The organism is Shewanella sp. KCT, from assembly GCF_007636505.1.
Lineage (GTDB): Bacteria > Pseudomonadota > Gammaproteobacteria > Enterobacterales > Shewanellaceae > Shewanella > Shewanella halotolerans.
Map to the genome: position 1 here is coordinate 198,605 of NZ_LVDJ01000009.1, position 25,260 is coordinate 223,864.

General features: G+C 55.4%; 15 protein-coding genes. 3 read left to right on the forward strand and 12 right to left on the reverse strand.

Annotation, left to right across the window (positions count from 1 at the left end):
• Nucleotides 1-21: 21 nt before the first annotated feature.
• The 9 genes from AYI87_RS14205 to rmuC all read right to left on the reverse strand — a co-directional run bounded on the left by AYI87_RS14205 (nt 22) and on the right by rmuC (nt 18,310).
• A complete protein-coding gene (locus AYI87_RS14205; protein WP_186300634.1) occupies nt 22-1,032 on the reverse strand; it encodes a hypothetical protein in 1,011 nt (336 codons plus the stop codon).
• Nucleotides 965-3,055: an exodeoxyribonuclease V subunit alpha gene (gene recD / locus AYI87_RS14210; protein ID WP_144203170.1), complete on the reverse strand. Its 2,091-nt coding sequence runs from the start codon at nt 3,053-3,055 to the stop codon at nt 965-967. Before recD ends, AYI87_RS14205 begins: the two co-directional genes overlap by 68 nt.
• Nucleotides 3,052-6,699, reverse strand: coding sequence for an exodeoxyribonuclease V subunit beta (gene recB, locus AYI87_RS14215; RefSeq protein ID WP_144203172.1), 3,648 nt, complete (start codon nt 6,697-6,699; stop codon nt 3,052-3,054). The genes recD and recB overlap by 4 nt, the downstream gene beginning before the upstream one ends.
• Before the next feature lies 1 nt (nt 6,700).
• Nucleotides 6,701-10,291 carry an exodeoxyribonuclease V subunit gamma gene (gene recC / locus AYI87_RS14220; protein WP_144203175.1) on the reverse strand — a complete coding sequence of 1,197 codons (3,591 nt, stop codon included), beginning with the start codon at nt 10,289-10,291 and terminating at the stop codon, nt 6,701-6,703.
• Between the two features lie 218 nt (nt 10,292-10,509).
• Complete coding sequence (locus AYI87_RS14225; protein WP_144203178.1) at nt 10,510-12,552, reverse strand: DUF3488 and DUF4129 domain-containing transglutaminase family protein; 2,043 nt, start codon at nt 12,550-12,552, stop codon at nt 10,510-10,512.
• On the reverse strand, nt 12,542-13,537 hold the full coding sequence (locus AYI87_RS14230; RefSeq protein ID WP_260865146.1) for a DUF58 domain-containing protein: 996 nt from the start codon (nt 13,535-13,537) through the stop codon (nt 12,542-12,544). The genes AYI87_RS14225 and AYI87_RS14230 overlap by 11 nt, the downstream gene beginning before the upstream one ends.
• Nucleotides 13,538-13,564: 27 nt before the next feature.
• The gene (locus AYI87_RS14235; protein WP_144203184.1) at nt 13,565-14,476 is read right to left on the reverse strand and encodes an AAA family ATPase; all 912 of its coding nucleotides are present in this window, start codon (nt 14,474-14,476) and stop codon (nt 13,565-13,567) included.
• 318 nt (nt 14,477-14,794) lie between these two features.
• A complete protein-coding gene (locus AYI87_RS14240) occupies nt 14,795-16,732 on the reverse strand; it encodes a transglycosylase SLT domain-containing protein (RefSeq protein ID WP_144203187.1) in 1,938 nt (645 codons plus the stop codon).
• A gap of 102 nt (nt 16,733-16,834) precedes the next feature.
• On the reverse strand, nt 16,835-18,310 hold the full coding sequence (gene rmuC / locus AYI87_RS14245) for a DNA recombination protein RmuC (RefSeq protein WP_144203189.1): 1,476 nt from the start codon (nt 18,308-18,310) through the stop codon (nt 16,835-16,837).
• A 181-nt stretch (nt 18,311-18,491) separates the two neighbouring features.
• Between rmuC and msrP the strand changes: the two genes are divergently transcribed.
• Together msrP and msrQ are read left to right on the forward strand one after the other, a co-directional pair.
• Complete coding sequence (gene msrP, locus AYI87_RS14250) at nt 18,492-19,517, forward strand: protein-methionine-sulfoxide reductase catalytic subunit MsrP (RefSeq protein WP_144203192.1); 1,026 nt, start codon at nt 18,492-18,494, stop codon at nt 19,515-19,517.
• Nucleotides 19,518-19,555: 38 nt separating this feature from the next.
• Complete coding sequence (gene msrQ / locus AYI87_RS14255) at nt 19,556-20,173, forward strand: protein-methionine-sulfoxide reductase heme-binding subunit MsrQ (protein ID WP_144203195.1); 618 nt, start codon at nt 19,556-19,558, stop codon at nt 20,171-20,173.
• On the opposite strand, the gene AYI87_RS14260 is transcribed toward msrQ, so the two are convergent.
• Together AYI87_RS14260 and AYI87_RS14265 are read right to left on the reverse strand one after the other, a co-directional pair.
• The gene (locus AYI87_RS14260) at nt 20,170-21,528 is read right to left on the reverse strand and encodes a GGDEF domain-containing protein (RefSeq protein ID WP_144203198.1); all 1,359 of its coding nucleotides are present in this window, start codon (nt 21,526-21,528) and stop codon (nt 20,170-20,172) included. The two genes, msrQ and AYI87_RS14260, sit on opposite strands and share 4 nt — an antisense overlap.
• A 14-nt stretch (nt 21,529-21,542) precedes the next feature.
• Nucleotides 21,543-22,523, reverse strand: a complete 981-nt coding sequence (locus AYI87_RS14265; protein ID WP_144203201.1) for an ABC transporter substrate-binding protein — start codon at nt 22,521-22,523, stop codon at nt 21,543-21,545.
• Between the two features lie 226 nt (nt 22,524-22,749).
• Here AYI87_RS14265 and AYI87_RS14270 point away from each other — a divergent pair, with 226 nt between their 5' ends.
• Entirely contained in the window at nt 22,750-24,396 is a 1,647-nt protein-coding gene (locus AYI87_RS14270) for a methyl-accepting chemotaxis protein (RefSeq protein WP_144203204.1), read from the forward strand.
• Nucleotides 24,397-24,431: 35 nt separating this feature from the next.
• Here the strand turns inward: AYI87_RS14270 and AYI87_RS14275 are convergent, their stop codons facing one another.
• Nucleotides 24,432-24,746 carry a hypothetical protein gene (locus tag AYI87_RS14275; RefSeq protein ID WP_144203206.1) on the reverse strand — a complete coding sequence of 105 codons (315 nt, stop codon included), beginning with the start codon at nt 24,744-24,746 and terminating at the stop codon, nt 24,432-24,434.
• Nucleotides 24,747-25,260: the final 514 nt, after the last annotated feature.

The window sequence follows — 25,260 nt, forward strand, 5'->3', positions numbered from 1 at the left end:
GGCAATTTGTGGCCGAAATCATTATCTATAGCCGCCTTTACGCTCGGCCCAGGGCGCCTCATAGAGTGCCTCATAATCGGTTTGTGGCAGCACAGTCACGCCTACCGCCTCAAGAAACAGCGCTTGTCCCTGGGAAATAGGCTCACCGGCGTAAATATAGTAGGCCGCGCGCCTGCGCTCGGGAAAGGCCTTATACAGCTTGGCGCGCTCGATAAGCAACCAGCGCAGAAAGATCTCGTTACTCTCAAGGCCTAGTCCGATAAACACCAGTTCGTTATGCAGCAAGATATTGAGCCAGGTGCTGTTGCCGCGCCAATGCTCCTTTAGCGCATTTTTAAAGCCGCCACCCAGATGGCCCTGATGCAGAATATCCCTGGCTCTGTCTACCGCCCCCATGTAATGACTCAGTCCCAAGCGCACGCTGCGGGCATACCTCTGCATGCCGTTGATGTGCCAGATGGCAAACTCCTCTGTGGGCGAGGTGATGGGCGACTTGGCAAAGTAGCTGGACCAGGGGTAGAAGTCGGTAAAATGTTTGGCCTGCAGGTGATGTAGCTTAAGTTGGTGACTTTTCGCCAGGGTCTGTTCGAAGTTAGTGGTCAGCACTGGCGTGTTGTTCGCCGCTGCCCAGGCTATCAGTCGTTGGTGTTGACGCTGGGGTTGCCAGCTGGCCATCAGGCTACAGAACTCCTTTTGCAGCTGCTTGTTGGGCTTACTACTGATGAGATCCAGCGCATCATAAAACTCGGTGAGGGCGATGCCTACTGGGATGCTGGCCACCTCATCGCCCTGGTGGGCACGCCAAAGGCTGAGGAGCATCTCATCCCAGGCGTTGATGCTGGTTACTTGCTCGTCACGTTGACTGCTAGGGCGATAGCGATTGATGCCGTTACCCACCACTAACGCCCTCGGATGGGCACTCGGGCACTCGGGCGCTGGTTGAGCAGCTGGGACAAGGTTTGACTCATGCTGGCCACAACCTATGTGCCAGACCAGAGGCCCTAAGGGTTGCCTGACTGCATGCCGCTTCAAACACCGCCTGACTGCCAAGGCAGCTAAAGTGTCCCTTGGCGCGGGTGATGGCGGTGTAAACCAGCTCCTTGGTAAGCAATTGGCGCTGGGCAACGCTGGGCCTTGGCGGCAAGACGAAGGCGACCTGCTGAAACTCACTGCCTTGACTCTTATGCACCGTCATGGCGTAACAGGTCTCGTGGCTGGGCAGGCGAGCGGGCAGTACCTTGAGTAGGCTGCCATCGGCCTGAACGAAATAGGCCATCAGGCGGTGGCTGGGGCCGTGACCTGGCAAGATCACCCCGATATCGCCGTTAAACAGCCCAAGGTTATAGTCGTTACTCTGAATGATGATGGGACGTCCGGCGTAGAATTCGCTGGATGGCTGAATGAGATGGGCATCCTTCAGGGCTTGGGTGACCGCCGCGTTGATCCCCTCGACGCCATATTCGCCGGCGCGCATGGCGCAGAGGATACGGTAGTCGTTGAAGCGAGTGATGATCTGGTTGGCGATTTCGTCCAGATCCAGCTGTTGATCTGCTTCTGCAGCTAACTTTTCATCTAGCTGTCCATTGACCTCGCCAGCCGGCGCCTTATTGGCCAGGCGATTCACCAAGTCCAGATAAGGGCGATATTTGTCGACGCTCTGAGCCATCAAGGCCGTGAGGCCGGCGTTGCCCTGGGGCGTGAGTTGATGCTCAAGCCAGCTAAGTTCGTCGTATCCTTTCTGCCAGACACTTAATATGCCCGTCAGATCTCGGCGGTTGACGGCGCCAGCCAGTTGGCCGATGCCGGCATCGCCCTTAAATCTGTGGCTGTGCATTAGCATGGCCAGACTATCGCCCAGTGCCGGGCGAGTATCTATATAGGCACTGAGATCTTCATTGGTCAATTGACTGAGGAGTGCCGCCTTCTCTTTTGAGTAGCGCATGCGCCAGCCATTTGCTTGCTGATTCTCAATGTTTAGAGAGCCAATGCTCTGAGTTGCAATGTTTTGAGCTCCGATGTTCTGGGCTCCAATGTTCTGAGCCTCTGCTTGCTTGAGCCCGGCGCAGATATCAGCCAGCACGGCGCCAGCCTCCACCGAGGCGAGCTGGTCCTGATCGCCAAGCAGAATAAGCCTGGCGTGTTCGGGTAGCGCGGCCAGCAACTTGTGCATCATGGGCAGGTCTACCATGGAGGCCTCGTCGAGGATCAAGAGATCCAGTCTGAGAGGATTGTCCTTGTGGTGCCTGAATCTGTGGGAGCCGGGGATCACTCCCAGCAGACGGTGCAGGGTGGCCGCCTCTTCGGGCACCTGCTTAAGCTGCTCAAGATCCAACTCGTCACCATAGGGCGCCAACTCCTGCGCCAGCCTCGCCTTGGACGCCTTGATCGATTCGCTCAGGCGCGCGGCCGCCTTACCCGTTGGCGCCACCAACTTGATGGTGAGTTGCTGCTCCAGACAGAGTAGCAGTAACAGCTTAGTCACAGTGGTTGTCTTACCCGTGCCAGGTCCGCCGGTGATCACCGCCAGCTTCTGACTAAAGGCGGTGGCGGTGGCTACCCTCTGCCAATCGGGCTTCTCGGCCTGACCGGCAAACAGAATATTCAGTATGCTGGCTACCTTGTCCGGCGCGGCAACTGTGATGGGCTGATTGAGGCGCGTAAGACGCTCGGCTACCTGAGTCTCAAACTGGTAGTAACGCTGCAGATAGAGCCTGTCGCCATCGAGGATCAAGGGGGTGTTTAGCTCACCATTGGCCGGGCTAACGGCTTGATATTGCGTCAACTGCTCGGCCAGCGCCTGTGGGGTCAGCTCAAGTTGACATTGGGGCAGCTGTTCATGCAGCGGGTTATTCCTGTCTATCTGAGTCAGGGGCAGACAGGTGTGTTGCTGGGATAGCTGACGGCTGAGCAGGGCGCAGATCAGGGTAAAGAGATCGTCGCCATCGCTGTGCAGGGCTTGCATGTGCAGGGCAAAGTGGCGATCCAATGGGGTCAGCAGTCCCTCTTGCTGCCAGTGCTTAAGCAGCTGGCTAAGTGGCTGTGCTAGCTGGATCATAGGTCTAGCTCTCCTTGTGCTGGGCCTGATTGCATGTCAGATTGCCTGTCTGTTGGCGAGTGCGACTCAGGCTCAGCTTGAGACTCAGCTTGAGATTCACTGGCCTCAGCCTCGCTAAGCAGGGTGTCCAGGGCCTGGATCAGCGCCAGGGGGGGCTTGTCGTAATAGACGCCGGTACTCGGTGAGTCGGCCGACATGCCCCTAAGAAAGAGGTAGTAGCAGCCGCCCACATGCTGCTCATACTGATAGCCGGGCAGGCGCAGCGTGAGGTAGCGATGTAGCGCCAGGCTATAGATGATGTACTGCAGGTCATAGTGATGACCGGCGATGGCCCGTTGCATGGCGGGCTTTTCATAATGGCTCAGATGATCTCCCAGATGGTTGGACTTGTAGTCGGCGATATAGAACTTGCCCTGATATTCGAAGGTTAAGTCGATAAAGCCCTTGAGCATCCCCTCTAGGGTCTCGAAGGCCAGGGCGGCGCTATAGCCATACTGACTCAGCAGCTGATTAAGCCTAGGTGCATCGAGCTTGCCTATAGGCATATAAAACTCCATCTCCACCAGTTTCTGCGCTTGGCTTAGGCTCGCAAGACACAGCCCATCACCATCGAGCGGCACGTGCAGCAGATCCAGATACCAGGCATGCAGCATCTCTTGCCACTCGCTATCGATGCCGAAGCGCTCCATCGCCTTGGGTAGCTCGTCGCCTAGGCTGGTATTGGCCTGGGTAAAGTCAATCTGCTCCAGCACCCAGTGGAGGAAACTCCCCGCGTTGGCGCCGCGCTCGAAGCTGAATCGTGACAGCTGCTCGCTGTCGGGAGCTAACTGCTCAAGCTCGGGGAAGGCCTCATCGCCCATGCCTGGGCTGACCTGTTCGTGAGCCGAATGTTTCACTAGGCCTGAATAGCTGCCCACCCGCCAGGGGACCTCGCGCCTGCGGCTAAGTGGCCGCGGCGCCAGCTTGACGGCATCGGCAGTGTCGATAGGGTCAAAGTCTAACTTGGGCGCATCGCTTACCACCAAATCGACCGAGATCGCCTCGCTCGCCAGCGCCTGTGCGGCGGCCTGAATGTCGGCAAACTCACAGGCCTTGGTCTCTATGCCCAAAAGGTAGCCAATGGCGGTCTCGAACAACTGGCTGCTGATGCCGTCACGCTTGGTGAAGCGCGAATGGTTGGCGACATAGCAGTAGCAGGCGAGCACGGGACGAGTTAGCGCCACATAGAGCAGGCGCAGATCTTCGGCGAGATTTTCCGCCTTGTATTTAGCCCAGCCCTCGTCGCTCTGGTCGATATCCCACACCAGGGCATCTTGCTCGTGGTAGAGCATAGGTGCAGGCTTGCGGCGATTGTCTCTGGCCAGGCTGACGAAGGGCAGGAAACAGATGGGATATTCCAGACCCTTACTCTTGTGTATGGTGACTATCTGTACCAGATTCTGCTCGCTCTCCAGCCTGAGCTGGGCCTCTTCCGTGCTACTCACCTCGATCAGCGTCTGCTGATACCAGTTGAGCAGGGCGCTGATGCCGTCGAGCTCCATCGCTTTTTGTTGCAGCAGTTCGCCCAGGTGCCTAAAATCGGTCAGGCGGCGCTGCCCCTCATCTGCAGTCAACAGACGCTCGATGAGGTGGGTATCGGCCGCCAAGGCCATCATACAGGGCATGATCCCGCGCTTGAGCCAGGTTTGATGCAGGTTGTCGAAGGCCTCGAGCTGCTGCTGACGCACATCTTCATCCAGATTAAAGGCATGGATCGCCTGGGCATCATAGCCCAGCAGGGCGGTGGCCATGGCGCTGCGCAGCGCGCGCTCATCTTTGGGATTGGCGATGGCCAGTAGCACCAGGGCGAGTTCCTTGGCCACCAGGGTATCGAATACGCTGTCGCGGCTGAGAAAGACGGCGCCTATCCCCCGGCTACTCAGTGCCGATTTGATGTAGGCGGCCTCGTTGCGATCCCTGACAAGCACCGCGATATCTTTTGCCTTGAGCGGTTTATTCTGCTTCAAGCACTCGCCGCGCTGGGCTTCGTTGAGCAGCCTGGCTATCTCGTTGGCGGCATCTTCGGCCAACTGGCTGCGGGCGCTGGCCTTATTGAGTCCGGCGTTAGGGTCTTCGCTGAGCAGCTTAAGCCGCAGCGCGCTCGTTTTAGGTGCCTTCTCGACCAGGCTTTTCTCTGCCGCCATGGGGGAGGGCTTGATGAGCTCAAAGGGGATCGCCTCGCTGATGAAGGGATCGTCGCTCCTCGAGAACAGCTGATTGACCGCCTCGACCATGGCCTGGCTGGAGCGGTAGTTGGTGTCCAGGCTGTAGTGGTTTTCCGTCTGGCCCCTGGCATGGATATAGGTGTGGATATCGGCGCCGCGAAAGGCGTAGATCGCCTGTTTGGGGTCACCAATCATCAAGAGGCCGAGGTCGCTGTCTGTTGAGACCTGCTGGTCTTGATAGATGCGGCTGAAGATCTGATATTGCAGCGGATCCGTATCCTGAAACTCATCGATTAGCGCGATGGGGAAACGCTTGGCGATGGCCCGTGCCAGGGCCTGCTCCTGGTCTGTCTCCTCGCTCAGGGCATCGGCCAAGGCGATCAGCAGATCGTCCGGTGTGCGCAGATTCTTAAGCTGTTTCTGCGCCGCAAAACGGGCCTTTATCCCATCGCGGGCGCCGTAGAGGAAGCTGGGCACTAAGGTGTCTATGGTTTCTGTGACGCGCTCGATATGGGCAAGTAGCGGCGCCTGCTCCGGCGTTGGGATCTCGCCGCCCTTGTTGAGCTTTAAGCCGCCTAAGGCCAGCGCCCCCAGCACCTTGCTGTCGGGCAGGGAGAGCGGCTGAGCCGCCCAGTTATCCATGGCGGCGAACAGGGTCTCGAGCTTGGGATAGCCCTGATCCTTCTTGCCAAAGCGGGTGCCGTTGAGCGGCAGCGCCTTGAGCAGCTCAAGGGTGGTATCGCGCTCGCGCGGCCAGATAAGCTTGAGTCTCGAAAGGCTCTGACTCAGGCGCTCCGCCACCTGACTGAAGGCTTCGGGTGTCGGCGAGACGCTGGCCTGATTGGCGCCGAGTAGCGGCCGTAGCTGCTTGGTCAGGCCGTCTGGATCGCTAAACTTATTGCTGATGATCTGCGCCAGATAACCGGGCAGCGGATAGCAGGCCTCACGCCAGAAGTCGCGCACCGCATGGTGCAGGTACTGGCTGTCATCCAGAGTAAATTCTGACTCAAACAGCAGGGATGATTCGAACGCCATGTCCGACAAAATACGCTGACAGAAACCATGTATGGTAAAAATAGCTGCCTCATCCAGCGACTTGAGGGCGAGATCCAGCCGCTTCAGCGCCTGGCTACGCGCCTCTGGCTCCGCCTCTGAATAGAGTGTGTTGATCAGGGGATCGTCCACTTCCATGCCGAGAAAGGCGCGGTAGGCCAGCTGGATCTTCTTGCGGATACGATCCCTAAGCTCCTGAGTGGCGGCGTTGGTAAAAGTCACCACCAGGATCTGCTCGCAGCTTAGCGGCGCGCGCTGGCTATCGCCCAATAATAAGCGCACATAGAGGCCGGCTATGGTGTAGGTCTTGCCGGTACCCGCGCTGGCCTCGATGAGGCGAGTGCCCGACAGCGGCAGGCTTAAGGGATCCAGTGTCTGTGTCGCCATCTTATTGGCCCTCCACGAAATCGGCCAACTCGCTCAGCGGCGCCTTGTGATAAAGACTCAGCATGGGTGAGAGCAGCGTGCTGGCTATGGTGCCAAAGCCTGCCTCGCTAAAATCATCAGGGAAAGTAAATAACCGCTGATAGTGAGCCTCCTGGCCTTCACCCAGGTTAGATTGTTCATCGAGCCATTGTGGCTGGGCGGCGATCAGCTTCTCAATATGATCTCCCTCGGCTTCGACATAGGCAAAGGCGGTTCTTGGCATGAAGGGCAGGGGCTGGCTCTGCCCCTGATGATAGCGCTCGGCCCAGAGTGAGAGCTGATTGAGCGCCTGCTCTGGCGTTATCGGCGCAAAGGCGTGGAAATGGCCGATATCGAGCAGATAGCTGTGGCGCTGCCAGGGGGTGCCCTCATGGATTTCCATGTCGCTATTTTCGCTGACGCTGGCGTTAAGACTAGCGTTAAGGCACAGGTGACGCAGATAAACGCGGATCAGATCCCGCGCGTTCGCCGTCCCCGGACGGTAGTTGACCAGCCCCTTGGCGCTGACGCCGTCGATTCGCCCCACTAAAGCCGTGGCGGCGCTATCGCCCAGGAGAAGATTGATATCCTGGGTATGGCAGCTCTCACCCTGCAGATAGAGGGTGCGACCGACCAGGGCGCGAATATCGTGCTGATACTGTTTAAGCAGGAGATCGTCAAATGGGGCAAGGGGCAGTTGACCCGAGAGCCGCAAGCGCTCTAGTAGCTCACTCGATGGCCGCTCATCGCCTGACTTGACCGCATCTTCTATCAGGGTCGATTGCAGCTGATAGCGAGACAGGGGATTGAGGGCGAAGGGCTCATCGTTTTCATCCGCTTGTATGCTGAGATTAAGATCCAGCTTGAGGGTGCGATTGAAAAAATACTGCGCCGGATTACGGTAGAAACGGATCAGCGCCGAGAGCTCAAGCGGCTCGCCCTTATCTTCATCGGCGACCAGAGTCAGCGGCGCCTCGATGAAATGACTAGCACTTGCTGGCTTGGCACCCTGCTCCCCGTCGTGCTGCTTATCCTGCTCAGCAAGGGCGCTAGGGCACCACTGCTCGCTATAGCTCTGGCGAAGACGTCTTGGCTCACTCTTTGCGCCTTCACACTCTGCGCCTTCAGACTCGTCTGCCAGATAGAGGCGTTCATCGAAAGGCTGCAGCGGCATGGTGATGATTAGCTGGTCTAAGATGGCCTGCTCGATTTTGGCAATATCTACCGTGCTTGTGTCATCTTCACTAGCCCCGTTCAGCAGGTGAGCGCAGGCTTCTGGCAAATAGCAGAGCTGGCAGTATTCGATAAGCTCCGACACTAACATAGAGGGGATGCGCTCACTGTTATCCCGCTCGCTATGGCCGATATAGCTGATGTAGAGCTGCTTTCTGGCAGAGAGCAGCGCCTCAAGGAACAGGTATCTGTCATCCAGCCTGCGGGAACGGTCTCCCTTACGTGGCCCTTCCTGCGCTACCAGGTCGAAGCCTACCGGGTGCTGTACCCTGGGGTAAACACCATCGTTCATGCCCAGCAGACAGACCAGCTTAAAGGGGATGGAGCGCATCGGCATCAGGGTACAGAAGTTGACGCTACCGGCCAGGTAGCGCTGTCCCACCCGGGACTCGGTGAGGTGACGGGTAAACCAGTTCTGCATCACTTCGAGTTCGAGTTCGCTCTGATACTGTGTAGCAGTGAGCTCTTCACTCAGACGGGTGATCGCCTGTAAAAGCTCCTGTTTCTGACTCAGCTCCTCATCGACGCAGTCGTAGAAGGTCTCTACCAGGGTCTGCAGTTGAGTAATGCGCACGCTTAAGGGGCAATGCTCGCCAAGCGCTAGATTAAACTCGTCGATCGCCTCGATAAAGTTGAGCAGCTTACCCAGTGCCTGGGCCGATTGCCCTTCGACGCCTGGGAGCGCCAGGCTGTTATGATAGATAGGTGCCTCATCGCTGAAGCTATAGCCCAAGATCAGCCGCTTGATGCCAAAGGCCCAGGAGTTGTGTTCGAAGGCGGGCAACTGCTGCGCCTGACGGCTGTGCTGATCCCGTCCCCAGCGCACGCCCGCCTGTTCAAGCCAGCGGCGGATAAGCAGGAGATCATCATCGTCCAGATCGAAGCGGCGCATCACGGCGGGCACCTCGAGTATGCCTAAGATGTCCGTCAGGGCGAAGCGGCTCTTGTTGAGATCTAGCAGGTGCAGGAAGCTGTTGATCAGAGGTGATTCCTGTGCCGCGCCGCGATCGGCGATAGCGTAAGGGATAAAATGATCGCCGCGTTTGGAGGCAAATACCGCATCTATGTAGGGTGCGTAGGCCGCCACATCTGGCATCATCACTACGATATCTTTGGGGGCGAGACCATCCGATTGCGACAACTGCTCCAGCAGATGATCGTGCAGTGTCTCGAGCTCTCGCAGCGGGCTGTGACAGCTCCTGAGGGTCAGGGAATCATCGTCATTCTTAAGTACTCGTCTGCCTTTGGTGGTGAGATAGAGTTCGGCGTCCGGTCCTAGGGTTTCGCCGCGGGTGCAAAGCTCTAGGATATCTTGCTGCACGCCGTGGAGCAGGGTGTTTGAGCCCGGATCTTGATAGCACTCGAAGTTGAAGTTGGTGTCGTTTTCCGGCAATTCTAGGATAAGGTCTAACAGCTCGCGGCCCATCTTGCCGTTGTTGGCCAGCAGGGGATTGCCCACCTCGAGCTTACTCTCCCAATCGATGGCGAGTTGCTGCTTGTCGCCATATTGCAGCGCCATTCGCGCCCTGAGCTTAGGATCTACTATGTCGCCCCAATAGTGTTGGCAGGGGCTTAAGTTGAGCATCACCACGTCGATCCGTTTGGCCAAAAAGTAGAGCACTTCTAGTGTCTGCGGCGCCATGGAGGAAATGCCAAAGACAAACAGGCGCGGCGGCAACTTGCTAAGATCGCACAGGGGATCGCTTAAGGCATCAAACAGCGCCTGGTGCAGGTTCGCCCTGTGAGAGCGGCTCTGGTTCAGCGTGTGATGATTGTAGTGAATAAGTTCGCGCCAGAGCAGGCTTTGCCACTGCTGGTTGGCCGCTAGCGGGCGCTCCTTGGGGGGCAGTCGATCCTCACCCTGTTCCCAAGCCAAGATCCAGTCGGGGCGATAGACCAGGTATTGGTCGAAGATGTCGGCTATCTGGCTGCAAAGCTGAAACAGTTTTAATGAGTGCGGCGCCGCGCTGTCCGTGAGTATGGCATCGTCTTTCAGATAGTTTGCCAGCGGGGCGAACACCTCCAGAGACAAGAGGTCTGGCAGCAGCTCCATCAGCTTCCAGGTCATGGCCGGTTTGGTAAAGGCGTTCTCCTTGGGGACATCCGGTAGCAGCTGGTGGCAGAGTTGCCAGATAAAGCTCGACGGCAAGGGGAACTCCAGCGCCGCCGCGACCTGGTTTTGTTTGGCGATGGCGAGCCTGAGCCAGGTGGACATGCCGGGACTCTGGACCAAGATCTGCTCATTGCTTAGCGGCGACTGACCCGGCAGGGGCGTCTGTAGCTCGTTGGCGAGCAGCTCTGCCAAAGCCTCCATTCGATTCGATTGCACCAAATACAGCATGAGATCACTTATCCATTTCGTTGTTCTGTGGCCATTCTAGGGCATCTGGGTTTTCCGGCCAATGCTCGCCGTACAATATCGGCGTAATTCGATATGTTAGCTCAGTTTATGCTTGTTTTTCATACATTTTCAATGGCTTTGCTTGAGGATTAGCCTGCATCAACAATGCTTGAATGAGTATCCTGACGCTATCGATCTAATTTGTATTCATGTGGCCACTAATCTGTGGTTTCGCTGGTATCCAAGCGGCCTTTGAGCCTGAGGATAGCGAGGCGAAGGCGGCGCAGATCCTGTTTCAGCTGGCGCTTAAGCTGTTTGCTGGCCTTTGGTGAGGGGGCGCGATATTTAAGGGTCATATAACTTGTGGTGTAGCGCGTCATTGGCTCGCTAAGCTCGGGCGCGGCAGCGAGTACCCGTGTTTGATAGGCATCGACCGACTCACCCTGAGCACGGGGCAGGCCGCGTTTGGCCAGCATGGCGCCTATCTGCTCAAATCCCGCAACGACAGGATCTGGGTGGCGAGAAAAGCGCAGCAGGCCGACGCTGTAGGCGATAAACAGGGCGATGACGCTGAAGGAGGCGATGATGAAGATCGCCAGCTTGGTGGCGTTGATCTCGCCAAGTAGTTCCTTGAGCAGCTGGCTTTGTCTCTCTTCATCGAAGCCCAGTACCCACTTGCTCCAGTAGTAATCTATGCTGGCCAGGGACATGCGCAAATTATTGAGCAGGGGATACTGACGCAGCCTCAGGCTGCTAAAGGGGTTGTTGATCAGATAGCTCTGCTCGGGGGAGAACATGGCATCGAAGCCTGCCTCGACCCGCTCGGGGGCGATCATGGCGGTAGGGTCGTAGCGGGTCCAGCCCTTACCATCGAGCCAGACCTCGACCCAGGCGTGGGCCATATATTGATAGACGCTGAGGTACCCGCCGGCCTGATTCCACTCGCCGCCCTGGTATCCCGTGACCATGCGGGCTGGCAGGCCTGACTGGCGGGCGAGGAACACCATGGCACTGGCGTAGTGGGCGCAGAAACCGGCGCGATTCTCAAACAGAAAGTCATCGATCTGTTGTGGGCCCACCCTAGGCGGCTCCAGGGTATAGAAATAGGGCGACTTATTAAACAGCGTCATGATGGCGTTAAGGCGCCGCTCGGGTTCCGGGTAGTCGCGTTTCAACTCAAGCCCTAGTGCCCGGGATCTTGGATTGGAATCTTGCGGTACCTGTAGGTTGCGGCGTCTAAGCTGAGGTGACAGACGAGGATCCAGTTTCGCCTGCGGATAGGAGGAGACCCGATACTGGTATTTCTGACTCAGGGGCGTCTTGGCGTAGAGGCGGCCATCGGGCAGCTCTAGGATCTCTCGGGTATTGGTGTAGGCGAGATCCAGGCCGAAGAGCCAGTTTTGGTAACTGGGCTCTGCGATCACCTCATAGTTTATCGAGGTACCTTCGGGGCTTGGGCGAGCGTTTGTCACCATGCGCTGGCGCTGCAGCGTCTTGATGCCGGGGTCTTGGGTCCAGGTCTTGCCATCATAGTGATCTAGCACCAGAGCGCGCCAATAGAGCTGATTGTTGGCAGGACGGCTGTTATCGAAGGTGACGCGATAGGCCAGGGCGCTTGAGCGGGTCAGCTTGCCGATATCGCCGAAGGAGAGCTCGTCGCTGAGCCCTGTGGTGGCATTCTTGGGATTTGGCACCAGCCAGAGTGGTGGCAGTCTTGGCAGCACCATAAACAATACAATCGCCAATGGCAGGCTTTGCAGCATTATCTTGGCGCCAAGCTTGGCAGTGCGTCGAATTGAGCTGGCATTAAGATAGAGGCTGACCAGCACACAGATGTTAATGGTGGCGACCAGGGTCAGTTGCAGCGTAAACCAGAGGCTCTGCTTCTCGATTAGCGTGACTGCGATGAGAAAGAAGCCCACCAGCACCACGGCGCGTACGTCGCGTCTGTCACGCATCTCGATATATTTGAGGGCATAGCCCAAGATCAGCAAATTGATCAAACCGTTAAGCAGACCAATCTGCGCCGTGACTAAGGCGAGAGTGACGGCAGAGGCGATCGCCAGTGTGGTGACCAGGTATCTCGGCGGCTTGGCGACTTTACCGGCAAAGATCCCCACCCGCCAGAGGAGACAGATGGCGCAGATGGCCATGCTCCAGGGGGTCATCTTGTCGTAGAGGGGCGCCAGTACGCTGAGGTTGATCAGTAGCAACCATAGCAGGCTTTGACGGCCGATGTTTTCGCTCTTGCTATCGGCCATGGGGACTCTCCAGATGCTCAGGATAGACGGCGACAGGATAGACGGCGAGAGTGGCGAGCACTAAACGTCTGTGTTGCTCGCCGCTGGCGGGTGCTAAGGTTTTGTTTGGCAGCTTGAGGCCGAAGACCTGTCCCTTGGCAGCAAGCCTATCTGCCGCCCAGGTTAGCAGGCTAAGTTGCTCCTCTAACGGCGCGTTTGTGTCTAAGGTCAGCCATTGTGGTGCACTCTGGGGCTGCTCAAACTCTTTGGTGAGCATGCCGCGGCCCTGGGCCAGCTGTTTCCAGGCGATCTGATTGAGCGATTCGCCGGTCACGAAGGGCTTGAGGCCGCGAAACTCCTCGACGCCGATAACGCTCTTCCCCATATCTTTTGCCTGATGATCGTCGCCTTGCTGCTCGGCGTTAAGCTCATACTGGCCTGCCTTGGGCTGCGCAAAGGCGATCTGCGCATTGGCGAGATCCACATGGGACCAGGCCCGGCAAAGCCCCAGCGGATAGCGGCTTTCTACCTTGAGGCGGCCGGGATCGATCCAGCCTCGCTGGTTGTTGCTCAGGGGGATCAGCGCTTCTTGGGGCTTTTCATCTACCCTGTCTATGGTCTGTACCTGGGTCTTGTCATAGCTGAGTTCCACCTGATGTTGCACCTGTTTGGCATGGAGGGAGATGCCATAGAGCAGGGTCTCGCCAGCATAGACCTCGGGCCCGGTTTTCGCCTCTAATGTCATGCCCGCCAGATTACGATAGCTGTAGATGATGCAGGTGTTGAACAGGCTAAGCAGCAAGATAGAAAGCCCGATCACCAAATTATTCTGATAGTTGGTGCCAAAAAGAAACAGCAAGACCACAAACAGCAGCCAGAAGAGGCCAAATCCAGTCGGCAGGATAAAGATGCTGCGGTGCGCCAGGGTCACCTTGTTGCTGGCGGGCAGGCGTCTGGCGATCCAGGCCTGCCACCATGCTGTTAATCTACTGCTCTTCGTCTTCATCCTGGCCATGGGCTTAATAAGTGAGGCTTATAATATGGGATTGGTGCTGGCGAGCAGGCGCTGGGAGAGGGCCTCGCCCTGTTGCTGGCTGGTGTGTCTTAGCCTGTGTTCGGCCACGGCGGCAAACACCGCCTGCACATCGTCGGGCACCAGATAGCTGCGTCCCTGAATGAAGGCCCAGGCCTTGGCGGCATTGAGCAGCGCCTTGCTGGCCCTGGGCGATAGCCCGTAACCTTCGTTGAGCTGCCGCGAGCCTTTTATCAGGGCGAGAATATAGTTGAGCAGCGCCTCAGAGGCCTTAACCTTAGTCACCTGAGACTGCAGCTCAATCAGGGTGAGCGGATCGATACAGGCGGGCAGGTGTTGCAGTTGCGGCGAGATATCTTCCCCCTTCAGCATGGCCAACTCGGCGGTTTCGTCGGGATAGCCGATGGAAATCCGCATCATGAAGCGGTCGAGCTGGGATTCCGGCAGGGGAAAGGTACCGGACTGCTCGCTGGGGTTCTGGGTGGCGATCACGAAAAAAGGGCTGGGCAGGGCGTGGGTAACGCCGTCGACCGTGATCTGCTGCTCGGCCATGGCCTCGAGCAGCGCGCTCTGGGTCTTGGGGCTGGCACGATTGATCTCATCGGCCAGGATCATCTGCTTGAAGATGGGACCTGGATGGAACACAAACTGGGACTGTTCCTTGTCGAAGATGGAGACGCCGAGAATATCCGCCGGCAGCATATCGCTGGTAAATTGAATGCGTTGGTGGCTCAGCCCCAGACTCTGAGCCATCCCCTGGGAGAGGCTGGTCTTGCCCATGCCGGGCAGATCTTCGATCAATAGGTGTCCCTTGGCGAGGATACAGGTGAGGGCTAATTTAATCTGATGGGGTTTACCCAACAGCACGCGTTGCAGCTGGTTTAAGATCGCCGTGATACTTGTATGAGACATGGAACTCCTTAATGGCGAGCAGGTATTAATCAAAGATATAGTCAAAAACCATCATGATGATGACACTTAACTATGAGGTAGAAGTCTATGATTGGCCAGCTTTTTTCATCTTTTTCTTAAGAGATATATTGCTCGGAATGTTGCCAGAATTTTGACATGTCCTCGGGTTTATTACGGGGGGATTGTGGAGGCTGGTTGCGAGTGGCGAGGTGAGGTAAAGGTGTCATAAAAGCGTCAGCCTCTTGACGGCCAGTTGACGCAATCAAGAGGCTAACTAAGCTGTTAACTAAGCAGCGAATAAAGCGGTTATTGCAGGCGTTAATATTTAAACGCTAGCTCCTCGGCGGAGAAGAGGGCGACCGGCTTTTGTTGTCTTGCCTGGTAGATGGCGCGATAACTTAATACCGCCTGTACATACTCGCGGGTCTCGGTGAAGGGGATAGACTCGATAAAGGCATACACATCTAGCTTGCCCTGGCTCTGCTCCAGCCAGCGGGTCACCCTGTGGGGGCCTGCATTATAGGCGGCGGTAGCCAACACGCGGTTACCGTCGAACTTGTCCAGTAGCGACTTGTAGTAGCGGCTCCCCAGAGCAGTGTTGAGGGAGACATCGTAGAGGCTCTTGCTGCCGCTGTATTTCATACCGTGTTTGCGGGCGGTTTCTTTTGCCGTAGCCGGCATCAGCTGCATCAAGCCGCGTGCGCCCACGCCAGAGGTGGCGTAGGGATAGAAGGCGGACTCTCTGCGGGCGATGGCGCGGATCTCATCGATATCGACTTTGGCACTCTTGCTGGCGGCCTTGAAGGCCTCGTCGGCGGCGTAGGGAAAGCGCAGCGTCATGTCGTTCCACAGCTGGCCCTGAATACTGGCCTGTACGGTCAGATCGTGCCACTGGTTGCGTTGAGCCAGCAGGGCATACTGCGCCTGTTTGTTCTGTGGATGGCGGCCAAGCAGCAACACCCATTCGGCGCGGGCATCGATTTTTTTATCCAGCGCCAACAGCTCTTCGACGCGGGCAAGGCCTGGGTCTTGGGCGAGCTGTGGCGTCAGGCTCTCGTCGAGCTTTGTGTCTATCTGTGCAAGGTTTATCGAGGTCGATACCAGATCGGCCGCGGTAAAGCCGTAGAAGTTGCGTTGTTTACTTAAGCTCGGCAGCGCGGTCTCGGCCAGCTTTGCACCTGTCTCCATCTGACGCCTGGCTATCCAATACTGCCAGCGGGCCTTCTCTCGCTTAGCCTCGCTTAGCAGGGGCAGGTAGTTGTCGAGAGTCAGATTGTCAGCCTCTCGAATCGCCCAGCGCAGGCGCAGCACCTTAAGATCGTCGCTGTCCGTCTTGGGCAGGCGGCTATCGACGAAGGCTTTGAGCTCTGTCTCCTGGGAAACTAGGGCGCGTTTCATCAGGTAGCGCGCCAGTTTCTGCCCCTGATAGTCGCTGAAGCGATGGGCCTTTTCATACTTAGTAAACAGGCTGACCGCCTTAACAAGATCTTTTCGCGCCAGACGTCTGAGGCCGGCATCGACGATATCGCCATAGATGGCGGCCTTAACCTTGAAGCGTTTGGTGTGTCTTAGGCTGCGGGGATCTTGATAGACGGCCAGGAGTTGCTTGGCCTCTTTCTGGTGGGCGGTAACCTTACTGGCAAGATACTTGAGCAGGCCATACTCGCCACCGTTGAAGGCCAGTAACATGCGCGACCACAGCAGAGATTGGCTACGATGTCCGGCCTTTTCCCAGGCGTTAAACAGGGGATCACACTCCTTGGGGCGCGAATGGCCGTGGAGCCAGAGCTTCTCGGCGCCGTCGAAGGCTGCGGCCTTGTCGCCCTGGCTTAGCTGGGCGCGGTAGTAATAGCACTGTAAGTTGATGCTGCGGGGCAGCTCAGGGCTCATGGCGAGAAAATCGTGCCAATGTTTTTGCTTACCGGCATTTTCCAGATAGCGGTGACGGGCGCTGTTATAAAGAGGTGTGCCATCGAAGCGCGCCATAGCCTCCAGCGCCTTAGCACCCGGCGCGTCGAGAATGTTATCTATCTCGGCGTGGTAGTCGAGATATGGGGTGAGGGGATAGCCATTGAGCTGTTTTCTCAGTGTCTGATAGCTGTCTAACAGGCCCTTATCCAGGGCCTCTCTGGCATCCAGGTAGCGCTGCTGGGTTGGGGTTAAGCCGGCGGCCGACAGTGTCATAGGGATGAGCGCCCCTAAGCCTAAGAGGAGATAACGTTTTGCCTGAAAAAGTGTGCCTAACCGCTTTGGCATTGTCTTCCTATCCTTGTTTTCCTGCTGTGCTCGATTCGTCCAATGACGCAATTTAACCGTTTATTTACCCATTTACTTGCCCATCTATAGTGTAACGCCGGATCAATTCAGTTTTATGTCATGCTCCAGGTGGTCACTGAGGGCCTTATCGAGCAACTGGTTATCCAGCTGCTTGTTGGTGGTGACGCCCATCTGCTGCATCTGGTGGGCCTGGCGGATCAAGTTGCCCTTACCCGTGCTCAGCTTGCCCATGGCCGCCTGGTAGTGCTTGTCCAGCGACTCCACCGCGCGGCCAATCTTTTCCATGTCTTCGAGATAGCCGCATAACTTGTCGTAAATCTTACCCGCCTGCTTGGCAATCAGCTGGGCGTTTTGGTTCTGATATTCATAGCGCCAGATGTTGTTGATGGTACGCAGCGCCACCAGCAAGTTTGTTGGACTCACCAGCATGATGTTGTTCTCCAGCGCATAGTTGATCAGGCTGGGCTCATGCTCGAGTGCCAACAGGAACGCGGGCTCCAATGGAATAAACATTAGCACATAATCCAGACTTGTTAAGCCGTGAAGCGCTTGATAATCCTTTTGACTGAGGCCCTTTATGTGGTTGCGGATCGACAGGCAGTGCTCCTTGATGGCGGCCGCCTTGACGGTCTCATCTTCGCTGTTGAAGTAACGCTCGTAGGCCACCAGCGACATCTTGGCATCGATCACCACATCTTTGTTTTCCGGCAGATGTACGATCACGTCCGGCTTGAAGCGTTTACCGTTGTCGTGTTTGAGATCCTGCTGGGTCTCATACTCGTGACCCTCTCTGAGGCCGCTCTCTTGCAGTACGCGCTCGAGGATCACTTCCCCCCAATTGCCTTGCTGCTTGTTGTCTCCCTTAAGCGCCTTGGTGAGGTTGATGGCATCCTGACTCATCTGCAGGTTTAGCGCCTTGAGCGATTCCAGCTGATGCTTGAGGGCGCTACGTTCATTCTGCTCAACCGTGTAAGATTCCTGAACCTGCTTTCTAAAACCTTCAAGCTGCTGTTTAAAGGGAGACAGGACGTTAGAGAGCTGTTGTTCGCTCTCATGTTGTAAACGCTGTGCCTTGGCATCAAAAATTTTGTTGGCGAGATTTTCAAATTGTTGGGTCAGGCGGGTCTCAGATTCATGCAGGTGCTTAATCTTGTCTTCCAGTGCCTGCTGCTCTGTCTCAAACTTTACCGTCAGGGTCTGTTGAATAGCATTAGACTTGGACAGGGCCAGTTGCGTCTCCATCTGTTTACGTTGGCTTTGCTGGAGCTGCTGCTCGAGATCGTCTGCGCGCTGGGCTTGGGCCTGGCTCATACCGAGTAGATTAATCTGGTGTTCAAGCTTCTGGTTGAGCTGGGCGATATCGCTGCGCTTCTCTTCCAGTGAGGCTTCCAGCAGCGCGATGGCTGTGGTGTGCTCCTGGACGAGTTCCTCTCTGACCCTCAGCCATTTACTGCGGGTGAGTCGCTGGTTGAGTAGGGCACCGATCAGCAGTGCTAACATGGCCACCGCGCCTAAGACGATGATTTGTGGGAGAGATAAAGGAAGTTCTGTCAACATAGTCGATACCCGTTATAAGCTTGGCGTTAAGCCTCTCATGAGGCCAGTGCAGGTTCAAGGGGAGATAGGGCAAATGACGAACACTTGTTCGTTAAATATTATTTAGGTGAAATTTTTTAAGGGTTTTGACTATCTAATTAAGCATGGGCTGAAACGCAATGGATAAAAGGTGGTAACAGATATGGCGAAGGGCATCAGGGCAACAGGAAGAAAGGCTTGGCAAGAGAAGAGTGCGCATGTCACGCCAGAGGCGGTATTTAACGATAGACGCAACATCATCAAGGCACTTGGCCTCGGCGCGCTGGGGGCAAGCATACCCGGCCAGGTGCAGGCAGGGCTGTTTGATCTGTTCGGTAAGTCTGAGCCCCATGCCCCCTTTGTGACGCATCCGTTAGCCTTTAGCGGCAACAAGGCTTACGGCCAACAGGAGAGCCTCACCCCCGAGAAGAAGGTGACCACCCATAATAACTACTACGAGTTTGGTACCAGCAAGACAGATCCCTTCGAGAATGCTCAAGGCTTTAAGGTGGATCCCTGGACGCTGAGGGTAGAGGGCATGGTAGACAACCCGCTGACACTGGATCTGGATGACCTGACCAAGTTGCTGCCACTGGAAGAGCGCATCTATCGCCTGCGCTGCGTCGAGGCCTGGTCTATGGTGATCCCTTGGGTGGGCTTTCCCCTGAAGGCGCTGCTGGCTAAGGCCGGGGTCAAGGCGGGGGCGACCCATGTTGCCTTTGAGACCCTGTTCGATCCCGACCAGATGCCGGGGCAGAAGAGTCGCCTGATGGGCGGCGGTATACATTACCCCTATGTCGAAGGGCTAAGGCTGGATGAGGCTACCAATGAGCTGGCCTTCATGGCAGTCGGTCTCTATGGCAAGACGCTACCACCGCAAAACGGTGCGCCTATTCGACTGGTGGTGCCATGGAAATATGGTTTCAAGAGCATCAAGTCTGTGGTGCGGCTCCGCGTGATGGACAAGCAGCCTCCCACCAGCTGGAATCAGTTGGCGCCTCACGAATATGGCTTCTTTGCTAATGTAAACCCCGAGGTGGATCATCCAAGGTGGTCTCAGGCAACGGAGCGTCGCATAGGCGAGGGCGGGATATTCTCGGCCCAGCGTATCGCGACCTTGCCCTTTAATGGTTATGGCGAGCAAGTAGCCCATCTCTATAAGGGGATGAACCTGCGCCAATACTATTAAGCCTCCATATATTAAAGTGACCCAGTAAGGAGAAGCCTTTGTTTCGATTGCAAGCCAGGCATCTGTTGCCCTTAAAGATAGCATTTCATCTCATCGCGCTGGTGCCCTTGGTGGTGCTGGTGTGGCGCGTATTAAATGACCAGCTTGGGGGCGATCCCGTCCAGTACATCATCCACTATACCGGAATGGGGGCGATCAATTCGCTGATCGCCGTACTGCTCATTTCGCCGGTGGCGAAATACTTTAAGCTAGGGCTCTTGATGCAAACTCGCCGTTTAGTGGGCCTGTATGTGTTTGCCTATGCTAGCTTGCATATCTTGGCCTTCTTAAGCCTGGATCTGCTGTTCGCCTGGCAACTGCTGCTGAGTGAGATTGTTAAGCGGCCCTATATTCTGGTAGGCGCCACCGCCTATCTCATCTTGTTGCTGCTGGCGATCACCTCCTTTGCCAGGGTCAAACGCGCCATGGGGCGTCGCTGGCAACAGCTGCATAACTGGGTCTATCTGGTGGCCTTACTGGCGCCTATCCATTTTTATTGGTCGGTGAAATCTGAGGTGATTGAGCCGAGTCTCTATCTTATCGGCTTGATTTGCTTGCTACTTATTCGGGTTAACTTCAAGCAGTTGCAGCGGCGTCTGTCACTGCGGGCTAGTTAGCCCACCTGGCTTTCATCTGTCTGGCTTTCGCCTACCAGCTTTTTGTCAACCTGGCGGGCTATCTGTTCGGTAAAGCGGTGGCTGTTACCCTTCACCTGTTTGGCCTGGTACATGTTGTCGTCGGCGATTTTTATCAGGCTGAGGCGGGTGAGTTCGTCCCGCGGATACATGGCTACGCCTATGCTGACGGTGAGTGAAACCGTGGTGCGGCCACAGACGATAGGCGGTGAGATCTGACGTATGATCTTATCGATCACTATGGTCACCTCTTCGATGTCGTTGATGGGCTCGAGCCAGACCACGAATTCATCTCCCCCCAGACGGCCGCAGATGTCTGAGCTGCGCACCGCACTCTGGATACGCCTCGCCGCCGTCGATAGCACCTTGTCGCCATTATCATGGCCCAGGCTGTCATTAACCTGTTTAAATTTGTCCAGATCGATGAATAACATGGCGGCGTGCATCTGGGTGCGTTGACAGCGGGCGATGGCGGTATCTATCTGGCGCTCGAAGGCGCTACGGGAATAGAGGCCGGTGAGGTCGTCGTGTTCCGCCACATACTTGAGCTTTTGAGTCTGGCGCTTGAGCTGTTTAGTCTGCGCCGCCACTTCGCCCTGGAGCGCTTCCTTGCGTATGGTTGTCTCCTTGAGCTTGTGGGTCATGGCGTTAAATTTCTGCGCCAGTATCGCCAGCTCATTCTGGTGCACTATCTCGATGTGACTGTCCAGATCCCCTTGACTGAGCTTGCTGATCCCCATCTTCATACGGTACAGGCTCTCTCTGAACGCCTTGAGGGTCGAGATAGTGACCAGTAGCGAGATGATGGAACCCGCCAATAGGAACAGAATCGTGGTCGAGAGGATCTGTGATTGCTGCTCGGCCAGACTGTCGATCACCAGGCGTTGCAGACTGGTGAGATCTTCACTCATCGACTGTATCGTGATGTTAAACCGGGTGGTTAACATGCCGCGGGCGGAGATGATGCCCCGCTGCGGCGGTGAGCTCATATGCTGCTGGGTGAGTTTGAGCAGTGCGGCCAAGCTGTCAGCCTGACGATTTAAATTGGTGGTTAATACTTTAGTCGCGGGGGCTAAGAACTGCGCCTCGGCAAGTTTGGTTTTGAGCTGTTGATGGGCGTTGAGGGTCTGGGTCAATACCTCCTCATCCTGAAACTCCTGCAGGGCCCAGAGCCGGCTCCTGAGCACGTCTATGCTGCTTTCCAGCTGCATGATATGGGAAAGCTGCTGCAGGTTTTCCTGCTGTATGTGTCTCAGCCCGGCAAAGGTTAACAGTATGGTAGTTGTCAGAAAAAGGCTGATAAAGAGCAACAATTTCAACCGGGTATTGATCATCATTTGCTGTTAACGTCCTAGTTATCGAGCGCCTGCTTGAGTGCTGAATCATCCAGAAGCAGCCTAAAATCCGGGGGTACTTTTGCATCGATGGCGCCGCTGGCTATCGCCCAGCGTGCCTGTGCATGCAAATTTGAGATCAGTGAGTTATTTAAAGATAGCCGAAATACGTAATCATTCCACGCCCACTCCAGCTCGGACAGTGAGATATCCAGATAGTCACTGATGATCTGTTTGGCACTTTGAGGGTGCTGATTAATAAAGTGTTGCGCACTCTTTAACGCCCGCAGAATATCGGCGTGTTGTTTTTCATGCAGCCTGGCGTTGGCAGCCGAGGTGACCAGATTGAAGGAAAGGTTATAGATCCCTTTACCCGGATATTGATAGATGGCATCGCCATGTTCTTCGATCAGCTTGTAGCCAAAGGGTTCCCATACCGAAATGGCGTCGACGTCACCGGCCAGCAGCGCTGGCCCTAACGCCTGGGGGGACATGAATACCTTCTCAAAATCCTGCTGTTGATGACCACTGATGATCAGGAAAGCATCGGCAAAGAATTCGCTTGAGCTGGCTTTGACCATGCCTATCTTCTTATCGCTGAGCTGGATGATGCTCTTGGGTTGTTCATCATTGAGGGTGAGTAGCTTGAGATCGTTATCCGACTCGACGAAGCTTGCCAGCAGACGAAAGTCGCTGCGCTCAAAGCCGTTGAACATGATCACGCTTTCCGAGCTGGTCGCCAGATCCGCTACGCCCTGGATCATCGCCTGAAAACAGAGGTGACCACCGCGCAGGGGGATAAGTTCGATATCCAAATTGTAGGGCTTAAACAGCTCTAATTCTCTGGCGATGATCAGGGGCGCACTCAGTGGCGTGGTAGAGGTTGCAATTCTTAACTTTACAGGTGGCTCGGTAGCGGGCGCCTTGCCACCCCACCAGTTGATCGATAAGAGCCCCATAACGACTATGACCAGAAGCACTATTCCCTTAGCTTTCATCGTGAAAGATTACCCTTATAAAAAGTACTGACACTTTAGTTTAGTTGTTATCGGCCGACACAGACGAATAATTAACCAATAGGTATTATATCCTGCTTTCGACCCCTGTTTAGTCCACTAAAGTATGCATTTATAGGTAGTTAGCGGCTTTGACAAAAGGATTTGAATAGGCGAGATTTAAAGGGATGTCCTAATTATTTCTGTCACTTGCCTGAAGGTGATCGCCATGAACGCCATTTATGCCCTGTTTCGCAAGTTTAAAATTGCCCATCGTTTGCTTTTTATGCTACTGCTTGCCATCGTCGCGACTGGCATCATGTTTGTATTTGCGCTGGCTAATATCGAAGAGGTCTTGGTTAAGGAGAAGCAGGCCAAGTTATCGGCGCTATCGGATGTTGGCGAGAAGGTGATCAGCCAGTTTTATGAGGCGTCACAAGCCGGCACCATGAGTGAGGAAGAGGCCAGGCGCAACGCCATCGCCGCTCTGGATGCCCTTAGGTATGAGGGTAACGAATATTTCTGGACCATAGATAGGCAAGGGATCATGGTGCAGCATGCCTTTGCCAAGAAGCTGGTGGGCACCAATGTGTTGGGGATGAAAGATCCCAATGGTGTCAGGCTATTCGAGAAGATGGTGACAGGTACGGCAAACAGCGATTATGCGCTGATCGAATATATGTGGAATCGCCCCAATGCCTCGGCGCCGAGCCCTAAGATGAGTGTGGTCAAACGTTTCGTCCCTTGGGGATGGATAGTCGGGACCGGCATCTATGTGGATGATATCCAAGAGGAGATGCAGGCCTTCATCTACAAGTATCTGCTGATCTGCATTGCGGTGTGGCTGCCTGTGATTCTGATCTTAGGGGCCATCTCCCGCAGTATCTCGGCGCCTATGGCCGACACCATAGCCGCCTTTGAAAATATCGCGCGAGGCGAGGGCGACCTTACCCTGAGGCTCGAAGAGTCGGGCCGGGATGAACTCAAACAGGTGGCGGCGAGCTTTAATGAGTTCGTTGCCAAGATACAGGCGCTGGTCAATTCGGTGAGCGCTTCTGTGACCCACAGTCGCGAACTGGCCGAAGGGCTGGCGGATATCTCGGCCCAGGCCAGTATGGTAACGGCCAACATGCAGGCGGAGACCCAAAGCGTCGCCACCGCCATCAACGAGATGTCTATGGCTTCCTCTGAGGTGGCGTCTAATGCCCAGCTTGCCGCCGATAGCGCCGGTAGTGCCGATGGTGAAGCCGATGATACCGTGGCCGTTGTCGATGGCGCCGTGGCTAAGATTAAAGGCCTGTCTAATGAGTTAGAGGTGACTGCCGATGAGGCTCAGGCGCTGCAGATAAGCTCGGGCAAGATAGGCCAGATATTAGATGTGATCGTCGGCATTGCCGAACAGACTAACCTGCTGGCGCTTAATGCGGCCATCGAGGCGGCGAGGGCCGGTGAGGCGGGACGCGGCTTTGCCGTGGTGGCCGATGAGGTGCGCACCCTGGCCAGTCGAACCCAGGAATCGACCCAGGAGATCAATGCCATCATAGAGGCGATCCGCGCCTCGGTAGACAGTGTCAACGCCTCGGTGGCCAGGGCTAAGGCGCAGTCGGAGCAGACGGTAGGTGAAACCAGTCAGGTGGTGGAGGCGCTACAGACCATCAAGTCCTCCATCAGACAGATCTCCGACATGAATATCCAGATCGCCACGGCGACCGAGGAGCAGAGCGCGGTGATCGCCGAGCTGAATATGAATGTGACCCGGATTAACGATATTTCGCTGGAAAATCAGCAGAAGAGTGAGGAGATTGGCAGTACCAGTGAGCAGATAAAATCGGGCTCGGCGGATCTAGAATCCCTAATTTCGACCTTTAAGCTGTAATGGAAAATAACCTGCTATCTGGCAGGTTATTTGGTTTACTTAACTCCTTGCTGCATGATCTCTAACACGCGGTCGTAAGAGATGCCATATTCGCGGGACAGGTTAATCACCTTGGTCTTATAGGTCTGAATGTTTTCCTGGCGGGCCAGATTGGCCTGCTCTTCGTCGACCAGCTTGCCAACGACCTCTTGCAAAATCAGCAATCTGCGCAGATTGAAGCCTAACGATCTAAGATATTTATCCATCTGCGCATGGGTGCGGGCCTGACTCAGTTCGCTGCTGTGTTTTTGCTCATAGCCATATTCATCGAGCGCAGCCATTGCATCATGTAAATTGAGATGATCTGTCATGTGATTCCATTATCGCTTGGTCGATATTGGTCAATATCGACGGGTCTATTAGTCAGGGTCTAGTATTTATTATCTTGATGATTTAATCGCCAATCTATATTAGCGAAGGCACATTCTAAAACCGATCGAATTTAAATTCATCTAATTTTCATTTTATATACGCCTTGTTATAGTAACTTAACTTTTCTTAGTTCTGCAGGGATGTAGCGCGCCGCTTGATTTTGAAAATGGGAACGGTTGGTTTTGAATACGGTCGCGGGTCGCAGGGTTTTGAAAATCTAAGTTCGGAAGGTTTTGAACCACCTTTAAACCTCCCTTAACACTCGTTGAAAATCGCGCAACCTAGATACCCCTGCTACTTGTATCGAACTCAAACTTCTGATTTAATCAATTTCATTGATGTTGGCTCAAGTCCTGATGTCAATATTCCTCGCATCCATTGATGCTAAAATATTTCAGAAATACCCTTAATTTTTAACTGCTTGGCCGCATCCATTGATGCTTAAATATCACG

What these genes read in the sequence shown, in the direction of transcription:
- msrP (WP_144203192.1), top strand. Translation starts at nt 18,492, where the DNA reads ATGGCGAAGGGCATCAGGGCAACAGGAAGAAAGGCTTGGCAAGAGAAG.
- recB (WP_144203172.1), bottom strand. Translation starts at nt 6,699, where the DNA reads ATGGCGACACAGACACTGGATCCCTTAAGCCTGCCGCTGTCGGGCACT.
- AYI87_RS14225 (WP_144203178.1), bottom strand. Translation starts at nt 12,552, where the DNA reads ATGGCCGATAGCAAGAGCGAAAACATCGGCCGTCAAAGCCTGCTATGG.
- AYI87_RS14235 (WP_144203184.1), bottom strand. Translation starts at nt 14,476, where the DNA reads ATGTCTCATACAAGTATCACGGCGATCTTAAACCAGCTGCAACGCGTG.
- AYI87_RS14230 (WP_260865146.1), bottom strand. Translation starts at nt 13,537, where the DNA reads ATGAAGACGAAGAGCAGTAGATTAACAGCATGGTGGCAGGCCTGGATC.
- AYI87_RS14240 (WP_144203187.1), bottom strand. Translation starts at nt 16,732, where the DNA reads ATGCCAAAGCGGTTAGGCACACTTTTTCAGGCAAAACGTTATCTCCTC.
- AYI87_RS14270 (WP_144203204.1), top strand. Translation starts at nt 22,750, where the DNA reads ATGAACGCCATTTATGCCCTGTTTCGCAAGTTTAAAATTGCCCATCGT.
- AYI87_RS14260 (WP_144203198.1), bottom strand. Translation starts at nt 21,528, where the DNA reads ATGATGATCAATACCCGGTTGAAATTGTTGCTCTTTATCAGCCTTTTT.
- AYI87_RS14265 (WP_144203201.1), bottom strand. Translation starts at nt 22,523, where the DNA reads ATGAAAGCTAAGGGAATAGTGCTTCTGGTCATAGTCGTTATGGGGCTC.
- AYI87_RS14275 (WP_144203206.1), bottom strand. Translation starts at nt 24,746, where the DNA reads ATGACAGATCATCTCAATTTACATGATGCAATGGCTGCGCTCGATGAA.
- rmuC (WP_144203189.1), bottom strand. Translation starts at nt 18,310, where the DNA reads ATGTTGACAGAACTTCCTTTATCTCTCCCACAAATCATCGTCTTAGGC.
- recC (WP_144203175.1), bottom strand. Translation starts at nt 10,291, where the DNA reads ATGCTGTATTTGGTGCAATCGAATCGAATGGAGGCTTTGGCAGAGCTG.
- recD (WP_144203170.1), bottom strand. Translation starts at nt 3,055, where the DNA reads ATGATCCAGCTAGCACAGCCACTTAGCCAGCTGCTTAAGCACTGGCAG.